The sequence below is a fragment of the Aggregatibacter actinomycetemcomitans genome (assembly GCF_003130205.1).
Taxonomy (GTDB): Bacteria; Pseudomonadota; Gammaproteobacteria; order Enterobacterales; family Pasteurellaceae; genus Aggregatibacter; species Aggregatibacter actinomycetemcomitans_A.
Genome location: NZ_NRDF01000013.1, coordinates 17,083 through 29,110, shown reverse-complemented (window position 1 = coordinate 29,110; position 12,028 = coordinate 17,083). Strand labels below are relative to the sequence as shown.

Genomic DNA, 12,028 nt, shown 5'->3' with positions numbered 1-12,028 from the left:
AAAAACCAAACTTAAATTTAAAAAAGCTTCTTAATTCGTTAGCAAACATGATAATTTCGTCTAAATACCCCCTTCAGAGTTTATTGATGATAACCTATATAATTCATTATCCAAAAATGAATTTTTAACCTTATTTGACTCGTTAATAATATTATCCAACAATGAAACGGTCCCTAAAGATAACTTAATTAGAGATATTTTCTTGACAAAATAAAAATTTATACTTTTATCATCTATAAAATGATCATATTTTTCTATAAACTCAATAGCCTTATCTACACGCCCATCCTCTAAAAACTTAAAAATAAGCATAATATATGCCCGTTTAAAATACCCTGTATCAGGAAATTAAATAAATAAAAGATCCAAAAAATCAAAAAACATCTTTTTTATAACTAAAATTATCCCTAGCGAGAAAAAACTTCCATCTTATATTATAAGGCTCCTCTATTTGATTTATCTCTAATAGCCTTATATTTCTATCAATTTTTTTACTTAAGATAGAGATATTATCATATCCATCATGATAAATATCAATTTTTATAGGTATATTAACTATGCTATTTTTAGAACATGGGTATTCATGCACTCTTCCATTGTATTTAATGAGTCCATTATTTTTGAATATTCTCCCAACACCATAATTTTTATTATTTTTAGAATCTAAAAACCTAGGGCAAAAAACTGTTGTGTCGTTGCATCTACCATACATAATAAGAAAGTCTCGAAGATCTATGTACGCTCTGCCATCAACCCACTCATCAGCATCTATAAAAAATACCCACGAATAGCCACAACATTCCAGAGCAAAATTTCTTAATTCAGAAAAATTAGGTTCCTATTTAGCATCCGGAGGATCACATAATCCTGCTCTAAGACATTCTTCACAACAGTAATTATGTGGATTGAAACTATCTGCTCCACCAAAAATCCCATGCAAACATTGATTTTTTAACTCTTTCATAAACACCTCTACAGTAAAAATCTACTCTAAACCAGATGTACAAAACACCTGCAGGGAAAGATAATAATACATATAATTATTCAAAAGACTTACTTTAGCACTGCTTTAGAGTGAAATAACCCGATAGTAAAAATCATCAATAAAAGTTAATTTCATCGTAAATAGAATACATCGAGTTATAATAAAAAAGGCTTAAGTTTTCGACTTAAGCCTTTTTTATTTAAATCAACCAATTAACGGGTAGACAGTTGGAAAATCATGGATTCCGCTTGGCAGCTAAATTCAAATTTGGCAGTTAATTTGAAGCCATTTTCCACCGCACTTATTTCACTGCTGATTTTGCATGGATCACTTTCCGCCGCTTTGGCTTTTTCGGTTAAATAGCTTAATGCTTCTTTTGCCGCTTCTTCCGTTGCATAAACCTGTTCAAAATCCACTGTGCAGTCGGAACCGTCAATTACCGTACCGATATCGACACAACAACAAACTTTTGCTTCTTCCGCCTGACATTTCAATGTGCTCATAATATCTCCTTGTAAAAAGAATTGAAATTTTCAACTATTTTAGCATTATTCAAATTTAATACAAAATCCGACCGCACTTTTCTTTGTCCACTGGTCTGAACACTACGCAAAATATGAAAAGAAGATTGCTCCACATTCGCCTGTTTTTTTAGAATGACGCGTTTTCCTAAGAAACGACAACCAATTCAATAAAAGGTACAAAAATGACAACCCGCAAATTTACTCAAACCCTTATCTCCACGCTACTATTAACTGCTGCTGCCGGCGGCGCCTCTGCGGCAGCATTCCAATTAGCAGAAGTTTCCACCTCCGGTTTAGGTCGTGCCTATGCCGGTGAAGCCGCTATCGTAGACAATGCCGCCGTGGTTGCAACCAACCCGGCATTAATGAGCCTGTTCAAACAAAACGAATTTTCTGCCGGTGGCGTTTATGTGGATTCGCGAATTCATATAAATGGTCCTGTAACTGCTTATATTAGAGGACAAAAAGTTGCTTCCGGAAGCGCTAATGCTCATAGTGTTGTTCCGGGTGCATTCATTCCCAATATGTACTTTATCTCACCTATCAATGATAAGTTTGCTTTAGGCGCGGGAATGAATGTTAACTTTGGTTTAAAAAGTGAATATTCGCGCGATTATGATGCCGGTATTTTTGGCGGTATAACGGATTTAACCGCCATTACTCTGAACCTTAGTGGGTCATACCGTATTACTAATAATTTAACTGCCGGTTTTGGTTTAAATGGTATCTATGCGAAAGCGGAACTTGATCGCACTGCCGGTATCGCCATTACCGGCGTCAAAAATGCACTGAATTCTATGGGTGAGAGCAACGTAAAAAGACTATTAAGCGCGAGAATAAGAGCCCAAAATCCGAAAATTCCGCAGGCTATTGCTGATAGTTTGGCACAAAGAACCATCAATAATTTAAAAAATCTGGATAAAGCAGATTCGCTTGTACACCTAAGAGACAATGCATGGGGATTCGGTTGGAATACAGGTTTGGTTTACGAGTTTGATCAAAATAATCGTCTTGGTCTCGCCTACCATTCCAAAGTCGATATTGATTTTAAAGATCGCAATGCACTCAGTTTACAACAACATAATGGTGTATTAGGTCCTTATATCGGTAAAGGCAGTTTAACCTTAAAATTACCGGCTTACTGGGAACTATCAGGATTTCATCAATTAACCGATCGATGGGCTGTCCACTATAGCTATAAATATACAGAATGGAGTCGTTTCAAAGAATTACGCGGCACATATCAAGATGGTTCCGGCTATGAGGCTTTTACCAAGAAAGAGGAATACAAGGATAACTCCCGTTTTGCTATTGGTACAACATATAGCCTAAATGGTGCTTTAACATTACGTGCAGGTTTGGCTTACGATAAAGCCGCGAGTAAAGCTCATTTATCTGCGTCCATTCCTGATACCGACCGTATATGGTATAGTGTAGGCGCCACCTATAAATTCACCCCGAATTTATCTGTTGATGTCGGCTTCGCTCATTTACGTGGTAAGAAGAAACACTTTGTTGAGACCCAAAATATCAAGGGGTTATTGCTTGTTGAGGCGGACTACACTACTAAAGCCACCGCTAACCTCTACGGTTTAAATCTAAATTACCGTTTCTAGTCGAGGCAAAATTTTAAATAATACATAATAAAAGCGTGCTCCGGTACGCTTTTGTTTTACTAAACAGGGGAAAATATGACCGCACTTTTTTATCGTTACTACCCTTCACCTCTGGGTAATTTATTAATGCTATCTGATGGCAAAAATCTCACCCATCTGGATTTTGAACCGGAGCAATTAGCGCCGAATCCCAAATGGCAAGAAAAGAATGATTTACCTGTTTTCATTCACGTGTGTACAGCGCTTGACCACTACTTTAATGGCGAACCGGAAACCTTCGCGGATATTCCGCTGGCACCACAAGGCACCGGGTTTCAACAACAAATTTGGCAGGCATTGCGTCAAATCGGCTATGGACAAACTGCCAGTTACGGTGAGTTGGCAAAACGCATCAATAATCCGAAAGCGGTACGCGCGGTAGGCGGTGCGGTGGGTAGCAATCCTATCAGCATTATCATTCCCTGCCATCGCATTTTGGGCAAAGACGGAACCCTTACCGGCTTCGGTGGCGGTTTGGTTGCCAAGCGCTTTTTGTTGCAACTGGAAAATATTCCTTATATCGACAAAGGCAAAGAAATCGTTAAACCGCGTTTTTTCAAGAAGTATCGCCAATGATCCCGCAAACCACCGAGGCATTACTCTCCCGCGCGCAGTCTATTGCCGGTCTTACCTTCGGTGAATTGGCGGCGCAATGGCATACCTCTGTGCCACCGAATTTAAAACGTGATAAGGGCTGGGTAGGTATGCTGCTTGAAACGGCATTAGGCGCCACCGCAGGCAGCAAAGCGGAACAGGATTTCAGCCAGTTAGGCATCGAGCTGAAAACGCTGCCCATCAACGAACAAGGCTATCCGTTGGAAACCACCTTTGTGAGTCTCGCGCCACTTATTCAAAACAGCGGCGTGAATTGGCAAAATTCCCATGTACGCCATAAATTATCCTGCGTCCTTTGGATTCCCATTGAAGGAAGTCGCCATATCCCGCTCGCGGAACGACATATCGGCGCACCGATTTTGTGGCAACCCGACGAGCGACAGGAAGCCCTGTTAAAACGAGATTGGGAAGAACTGATGGATTACATCGTGCTGGGGCAATTGGATAAAATTAATGCCCGTTTAGGCGAGGTGTTGCAGCTCCGCCCGAAAGCTGCCAATAGTAAGGCGCTCACCAAAGGTATTGGTAAAAATGGCGAAATTATCTACACTCTCCCCCTCGGTTTTTATTTGCGCAAAGAGTTTACCTACCAAATTTTACAACAATTTGTGCAACAAGCTATTTAACCCTTTTCATTTATCTCTCAAAACTATATGATCGCGCACCTGTTTGTATTTTAAGGAAGCAATTATGTTTGAATGGCTATTGAGTCCCGAGGCGCTAATCGCCTTATTCACCCTGACAGCACTGGAAATCGTACTGGGTATTGACAACATTGTTTTAATCAGCATTTTAGTCTCCAAACTCCCACCAAAACAACGTCAACCGGGACGTATTATCGGTTTAACCTTGGCTATGGGAACCCGCATTTTACTGCTATTGACTCTCTCTTGGATGATACACCTTACCGAACCCCTCTTTGAGTTATTCGGCAAAGGCTTTTCCGGTCGGGATTTAATTTTATTTTTTGGTGGATTGTTTTTAGTTATAAAAAGCACTAACGAAATTCGTGAAGCCATGACACCACACACAGAAGAAGAACATCACGAAATCAACAAGAAAGTTAGTTTTCTCGGAGTATTAATTGAAATTGCCTTATTAGATATCGTTTTCTCGTTAGATTCTGTTATCACCGCCGTCGGCATAGTAAATCAAATCGAAATCATGGTGACCGCAATTATCATTGCCGTTGGCATGATGATGTTCGCAGCCAAACCTATCGGCGATTTTGTTGAAAATCATCCGACATTTAAAATTTTAGCACTTGCTTTCCTGATCCTGATCGGTGCCACTTTAATTATCGAGAGCTTCAGCATTCATGTACCGAAAGCGTATATTTACTGCGCTATGGGCTTTTCCGTATTTGTGGAAATTCTCAATACCCAAATGCGTAAACGCTTGGGCGCTAAAATTTAGAGAAACAAAAGTGCGGTCGAAAAACACATTAAATTTCAACCGCACTTTTCTATGATAAAACAGCGATAAAAAAGGCGGTCTAAAACCGCCTTTTCTGTTTGACTCAACTTAATAATACATTTCAAATTCCACAGGGTGCGGTGTCATATTTAAACGTTCCACTTCTTTGCGTTTAATACCGATAAAGGCATAAATAAAGTCTTTGGTGAACACATTGCTTTGTGTTAAGAACTCAAAATCATTCTCCAGCGCATTCAATGCTTCTTCCAAAGAACCTGCAACAGCCGGAATATCTTTTAATTCTTCCGGCGGTAAATCGTACAGATTTTTATCCATGGCATCACCCGGATGAATTTTATTTATAACACCATCTAAACCTGCCATTAATAATGCGGCAAATGCCAAATACGGGTTAGCAAGCGGATCAGGAAAGCGGGCTTCAATACGAATGGCTTTCGGGCTAGTCACCGCCGGAATACGAATGGAAGCGGAACGGTTACTGGCAGAATAGGCCAACAATACCGGTGCTTCAAAGCCCGGCACCAAACGCTTATAAGAGTTGGTACTTGGGTTGGTGAAGGCGTTTAAGGCTTTGGCGTGTTTAATGATGCCGCCGATGTAATAAAGTGCCGTTTCGGAAAGACCGGCATATTTATCCCCTTGGAAAATATTTTTGCCGCCTTTGCTTAAAGACATATTGCAGTGCATACCTGAACCGTTATCACCGGTAATCGGCTTCGGCATAAAACAAGCGGTTTTGCCGTGTTCATACGCTACATTACGTACGATATATTTATAAATCTGGGTTTCGTCCGCTTTTAAGGTGAGGCTATTGAATTTGGTTGCGATTTCATTTTGCCCGGCTGTTGCCACTTCATGGTGATGCGCTTCAATGACCAAACCCATTTCTTCCATTAACAAACACATTTCGGAACGAATATCATGCGCCGTATCGTTCGGTGCCACGGCACAGTAACCGCCTTTTTTCAACGGACGATAAGCATTATTACCGTCTTCATAACGCTTGTTACTGTTCCAGACGGCTTCAATATCATCCACTTGATAAGAATTGCTGTTCATAGAGACATCAAAACGGACATCATCAAATAAGAAAAATTCAGGCTCCGGCCCGAAGAACACTTGATCCGCCACACCGGTAGAACGCATATAATTTTCTGCGCGAATCGCAATAGAACGCGGGTCGCGGTCATAGCTTTGCATAGTGGTCGGTTCAAAAATACTACAACGAAGGGAAAGTGTAGGAATTTGAGCGAAAGGGTCAACTACGGCGGTTTCGGCAATCGGCATTAATAACATATCCGCTTTATTAATCGCCTTCCAGCCTTCGACAGAAGAACCATCAAACATTTTGCCGTCTTCAAATAAATCCTCATCAATCAAACTCACCGGCAGAGATACGCCATGTTCTTTGCCTTGAATATCGGTAAAACGCAGTAATACAAATTTAATGTCATTTTCTTCAATAAGATTAAATACATTCTCAATCGCGCTGGGCATAAGTAAATCCTCTGTAATAGACATGATTAAAATGGAAAAAGATCGCGTACAAAAATAGCATACCATTCATAAAACTCAAGTGATTTTTAAACAAAAACAAAAGATAAAAATAAATAATTAGATAAAATCTAATAAATTTACAAAATCAAAATATAAAAAATCAAAAACACAATTATTCTTTATATAGGCTTTATTTTATTTCATGGATTTTTAACGTGATCGTGATCACCGTTTTTGTCTCTTTTCTTCTGATTTCGTTCAAATTTTCCAACATTATTTAATAGCTGATCATGTTAAAAAGTTGTATAATCTGCGCCCTTCCGCCTTCCATAGGACAAAAGTGCGGTCGAAAAACACAGAATTTTTAACTCACTCCAAGAATTTTCAATGACAGATCAAATCGATATTAACAAATTACGCAACATCGCAATTATCGCGCACGTTGACCATGGCAAAACCACCCTAGTGGATAAATTATTACAACAATCCGGCACATTAGAAGCTTCCCGTAGCGGCGATGCCGATGAGCGAGTCATGGATTCCAACGATTTAGAAAAAGAGCGCGGTATCACTATTTTAGCGAAAAATACTGCGATTAACTGGAATGATTACCGCATTAACATCGTGGACACCCCGGGACACGCGGACTTCGGCGGCGAAGTGGAACGTGTACTTTCCATGGTGGATTCCGTATTATTGGTAGTGGACGCCTTCGACGGCCCGATGCCACAAACCCGCTTTGTTACGCAAAAAGCCTTCTCCCACGGCTTAAAGCCTATCGTAGTCATCAATAAAGTTGACCGCCCGGGTGCCCGCCCTGACTGGGTAGTGGATCAAGTATTCGATTTATTCGTAAACCTTGGCGCCACCGACGAACAACTAGACTTCCCGATTATTTACGCTTCCGCATTAAACGGTGTGGCGGGCTTGGATCACGAAGATCTGGCTGCTGACATGACACCGTTATTTGAAGCCATCGTCGAACACGTTGAACCGCCGAAAGTCGAACTCAACGCACCGTTCCAAATGCAAATTTCACAGTTGGACTACAACAGCTACGTCGGCGTTATCGGTATCGGTCGCATTAAACGCGGTACGGTGAAACCGAACCAAAGCGTTACCATTATCGACAGTTTCGGCAAAACCCGTAACGGTAAAATCGGGCAAGTGTTAGGGCATTTAGGCTTACAACGTTACGAAGAAGACATCGCCAGCGCCGGCGACATCGTAGCGATTACCGGTTTAGGAGAGCTGAATATTTCCGATACCATCTGCGACATCAATAACGTGGAAGCCTTACCGGCATTAAGCGTTGATGAACCGACCGTCACCATGTTCTTCTGCGTCAACACTTCGCCGTTCTGTGGCAAAGAAGGAAAATATGTGACTTCCCGCCAAATATTAGAGCGCTTAAACAAAGAGCTTGTACACAACGTAGCGTTACGCGTAGAAGAAACCCCTAACCCGGATGAATTCCGCGTTTCCGGTCGCGGCGAATTACATTTGTCCGTGTTAATTGAAAATATGCGTCGCGAAGGCTACGAATTAGCCGTGTCCCGTCCGAAAGTGATCTTCAAACAAGTTGATGGTCATAAACAAGAACCTTTTGAACAAGTGACGATCGACATTGAAGAACAACATCAGGGCGCGGTCATGGAAGCCTTAGGTATCCGTAAGGGCGAAGTGAAAGACATGGTGCCGGACGGCAAAGGACGCACCCGTTTGGAATACATGATCCCAAGCCGCGGCTTAATCGGTTTCCGTAACGAATTTATGACCATGACTTCCGGCACCGGACTGCTCTACTCCAGTTTCAGTCATTATGATGATGTAAAACCGGGCGAAATCGGGCAGCGTAAAAACGGCGTATTAATTTCTAACGCTACCGGTAAAGCCTTAGCTTATGCTTTATGGGGCTTGCAAGAACGCGGTAAACTGATGATCGATCATGGTACCGAAGTCTATGAAGGGCAAATTATCGGTATTCACAGTCGCTCCAACGACTTAACCGTCAACTGCCTGCAAGGGAAGAAACTCACCAATATGCGTGCCTCCGGTAAAGATGATGCTATTGCGTTAACCACACCGATTAAATTCAGTCTTGAACAAGCTATTGAATTTATTGATGACGACGAATTGGTTGAAATTACTCCGCAATCTATCCGCATTCGTAAAAAATTATTAACGGAAACGGATCGCAAACGTGCGAATAGAACCACAATCAGTACCAGCACACATTAATTAATTTTGACAGAGAAAAAGTGCGGTATGTTTTGTAAAAGTTTTGTAAAACATACCGCACTTTTATATCTATAATTTACATTTCTATTTCCTATTAAAAATATATTCAAAAAAAAGAATATTGAGGATATAATGAAGAAAGTTTAACTGTGTTATTTTTCACAAAAGTACTGCATTGTAATATATTTAACATTTTATTTTTATATAACTATAAATCCTAACTCTATGAAAATCTTACTGAAACCTTTCCGCTATTCTGTTATAGCAACAACCATCGCATTGGTATTTAATCAACCGGCATTTGCGTCAGAGTTTAATACTCAAATAAATAATCAACCGTCTTCTCAGGCTAAAACAAAAAGTAAATCCAATATTAAAAAAAATATGCAGGACAACATATCTAATTCTGCAAAAGAATCCGTTAATACTTATCAAACGGAAATTCAGCGTATCACTGCTGCACAAAAACTTGCCCGTCAAAAAGCTGAAGTGGCACAAAAAGAAGCGGAAGCCCGTGCGATAGCACAGGTAAAAGAGAAACGTCAACAAAGCCAAATTAAAGCACAAGAATTAGAACAGAAAAAGGCGGAACTTGTTCAACGTGAGTATTTAGAAGCTAAACGTCAAGTCCGTGAACAAGAAATAGCGCGTCAAAAAGCAGAAGAAGATCGCAAAGTAGCAGAAGCACTTGCGGCCGCCAAACTAAAAAATTCCACCCAACAACGTTTAACCAAAGAGCAGCTGGCAGCGCAGAAAGAAGCGGAACGTTTGGCTAATGAACAGGAAATTGCCCGCCAAAAAATTAAAGCAAATGAGCTTCAACGTGCCATTAACGAACAAAGTAAATTAGCCGAAGTTGCCCGAGTAAAGCGTACTCTTATTGAACAAAAACAAGTAATTTCACCTCAAAAAGAAGATGAAATACTTCGTCAACAAGCGATTGAAGAACAGCGCAAAAAAGAAGAAGTGGCGAATGCAGAACGCAAGCGTTTAGAAGCGGAACGCCTTGCACGCGAGGAAGAAATTGCAAATCAAAAGGCAGAGGAAGCCCGCAAAAAATCTGAAGAACTTGCCCGCCGTGAGCGTGATCGCCTAGCCCGCGAACAGGAAATTGCCCGTCAAAAAGCGGCGGAAGAAGAACGTCAACGTGCTATTGAAGCACAACGTCAGCAGGAAGAGAACGCCCGTATTGAACGCGAACGTGCAAAACGTGAAGAAGCCGACCGTCTAGCCCGCGAACAGGAAATCGTCCGTCAAAAAGCGGCGGAAGAAGAACGTCAACGTGCTATTGAAGAACAACGCCAGCAGGAAGAAAACGCCCGTATTGAACGCGAACGTGCCGAACGTGAAGAAGCCGACCGTCTAGCCCGTGAGCAGGAAATCGCCCGTCAAAAAGCGGCGGAAGAAGAACGTCAGCGCGCTATTGAAGCGCAACGTCAGCAGGAAGAGAGCGCCCGCATTGAACGCGAACGTACCGAACGTGAAGAAGCCGACCGTCTAGCCCGTGAGCAGGAAATCGCCCGTCAAAAATCAGCGGAAGAAGAACGTCAGCGCGCTATTGAAGCACAACGTCAACTGGAAGAGAACGCCCGCATTGAACGCGAACGTATCGAACGTGAAGAAGCCGATCGTCTAGCCCGCGAGCAAGCAATTGCAGGTCAACAAGTTGAAGAAAAACCGGAAGAAAACCCTGTTATTCTTGTTCGATCTACTGCTACTACGGATTTACCTAGTGATATGGCACCATTAGATCTTGAGGACATTCAAGGAGAACACAGTGATGTCGAAAAAACCATTACTATAGCGTCTAAAGAACATATTGAAATGATTCATGATGAAACGAACTCGGAAACTAAAACTGAAGACGTTGCGCTAGTAGATAGCACACTTGAATCGCAGGAGGTCAGTAACAGTCACCCTGAAGTAGCTGAACAAGCTTCGGTAGAACAAATTGTCGCTTCTCACGAAGAAACAACCAATCAACAGAATGCTGAAGAAACCATTTCTGTGGTTAAACGTTTAACTACAGAAATCGTATCGGTAATACCTGCCAATCTTGAACCTAATGTGGATGAAACTGAGGTTATCGCTAATTCGGAAGTTAGAGAATCTGAGGAAACAGAAGTAACACCACAAACACCAACGGTATATAACCCAAATGAAATTCTCGTTGCCAATGCGATCGTTTCCAATGCAGCAGTCTTGAATACATTAAATTTAGATCTTTCCGGGCGCTTAGACAGAAGATTAGACAGAACAAGTTTCTACCGCACTCTTGGTGGTGTTTGGGTCGAATACGTTAATAGCGATATGCACGGTCACGGTAGTGATACCAATAATTACCGCGCTAGAAGTAACCAAATTACGTTAGGCAATGATGAAGCGCAATTGGATAACGGCGTGGTTTTAGGCGGCACATTTACTCATGCCAAAACCGATAGCCAATACGGTCCATTGAGTGGAAAAGATACCTTCACTAAAATCACAGGCTATGCCAAACAAAACTTTGATCAATACAGTAAAGCACTTGATATTGGTTATGGTTGGTCAAGCAGTAAAATCGGCAATAGCAAATTGAAACGTAAAATGATTAGTGTCGGCATGAATTTTGCCTATGACTTCGAACTTGAAGATTTCAAAGTGACGCCAATTTGGGGACTTCGTTATCACCATCTAAGCTCTACCGGTGGTGAAATCAACGGGTTAAACATAAGAAGTCCCGGTTTTAGTTTGGTCGCTTACCATACAGGCTTGAAATTCAGTAATACCTATAATGTTGATGGCATTGAAGTGATACCGGCATTCTCAACCTATTATGCAACAACATTAGGCAAATCTTATAGCCAAAATATTAATAGTAAAGAGTTTGGTGTCGCTATTGGGCCTTATTGGCATAATAACGCAAGTTTAAGCATTGGTTTGCGAGATTGGAAAATATCTGCCTACGCAGCTGTGAACCAGGGAAGACATGGGGAACGTCAAAATCAACTTGGTGTAAAACTGAATTACTACTGGTAATAAAAACACCGAAAAAAAGGACCGCACTTTTGTGCGGTCTTCCATTTTACTATAAT

The 12,028-nt window shown here is 41.2% G+C and carries 9 protein-coding genes; 6 read left to right on the top strand and 3 right to left on the bottom strand.

The genetic code is table 11. The features are described from left to right. Window positions 1-60 precede the first annotated feature (60 nt). Both DK423_RS08850 and DK423_RS08840 read right to left on the bottom strand, forming a co-directional pair. Complete coding sequence (locus tag DK423_RS08850; RefSeq protein WP_032996529.1) at window positions 61-312, bottom strand: hypothetical protein; 252 nt, start codon at window positions 310-312, stop codon at window positions 61-63. Between the two features lie 885 nt (window positions 313-1,197). Next, complete coding sequence (locus DK423_RS08840; RefSeq protein WP_005556126.1) at window positions 1,198-1,488, bottom strand: YfcZ/YiiS family protein; 291 nt, start codon at window positions 1,486-1,488, stop codon at window positions 1,198-1,200. Between the two features lie 203 nt (window positions 1,489-1,691). On the opposite strand from DK423_RS08840, the gene DK423_RS08835 reads away from it, so the two are divergent. The 4 genes from DK423_RS08835 to DK423_RS08820 all read left to right on the top strand — a co-directional run bounded on the left by DK423_RS08835 (window position 1,692) and on the right by DK423_RS08820 (window position 5,195). Continuing rightward, the gene (locus DK423_RS08835) at window positions 1,692-3,125 is read left to right on the top strand and encodes an outer membrane protein transport protein (protein ID WP_005556119.1); all 1,434 of its coding nucleotides are present in this window, start codon (window positions 1,692-1,694) and stop codon (window positions 3,123-3,125) included. 75 nt (window positions 3,126-3,200) lie between these two features. After that, window positions 3,201-3,740, top strand: a complete 540-nt coding sequence (locus DK423_RS08830) for a methylated-DNA--[protein]-cysteine S-methyltransferase (protein WP_005556118.1) — start codon at window positions 3,201-3,203, stop codon at window positions 3,738-3,740. Next, the gene (gene mutH, locus DK423_RS08825) at window positions 3,737-4,405 is read left to right on the top strand and encodes a DNA mismatch repair endonuclease MutH (RefSeq protein ID WP_005556117.1); all 669 of its coding nucleotides are present in this window, start codon (window positions 3,737-3,739) and stop codon (window positions 4,403-4,405) included. The genes DK423_RS08830 and mutH overlap by 4 nt, the downstream gene beginning before the upstream one ends. A 64-nt stretch (window positions 4,406-4,469) precedes the next feature. Next, window positions 4,470-5,195, top strand: a complete 726-nt coding sequence (locus tag DK423_RS08820; protein ID WP_005556116.1) for a TerC family protein — start codon at window positions 4,470-4,472, stop codon at window positions 5,193-5,195. Window positions 5,196-5,303: 108 nt separating this feature from the next. Here DK423_RS08820 and glnA read toward each other — a convergent pair whose 3' ends face one another. After that, window positions 5,304-6,713 carry a type I glutamate--ammonia ligase gene (gene glnA / locus DK423_RS08815; RefSeq protein WP_005556115.1) on the bottom strand — a complete coding sequence of 470 codons (1,410 nt, stop codon included), beginning with the start codon at window positions 6,711-6,713 and terminating at the stop codon, window positions 5,304-5,306. 387 nt (window positions 6,714-7,100) lie between these two features. On the opposite strand from glnA, the gene typA reads away from it, so the two are divergent. Together typA and DK423_RS11195 are read left to right on the top strand one after the other, a co-directional pair. Beyond that, on the top strand, window positions 7,101-8,954 hold the full coding sequence (gene typA, locus DK423_RS08810) for a translational GTPase TypA (RefSeq protein WP_061886182.1): 1,854 nt from the start codon (window positions 7,101-7,103) through the stop codon (window positions 8,952-8,954). A 225-nt stretch (window positions 8,955-9,179) separates the two neighbouring features. Continuing rightward, a complete protein-coding gene (locus DK423_RS11195) occupies window positions 9,180-11,972 on the top strand; it encodes an adhesin (protein ID WP_109043959.1) in 2,793 nt (930 codons plus the stop codon). Window positions 11,973-12,028: the final 56 nt, after the last annotated feature.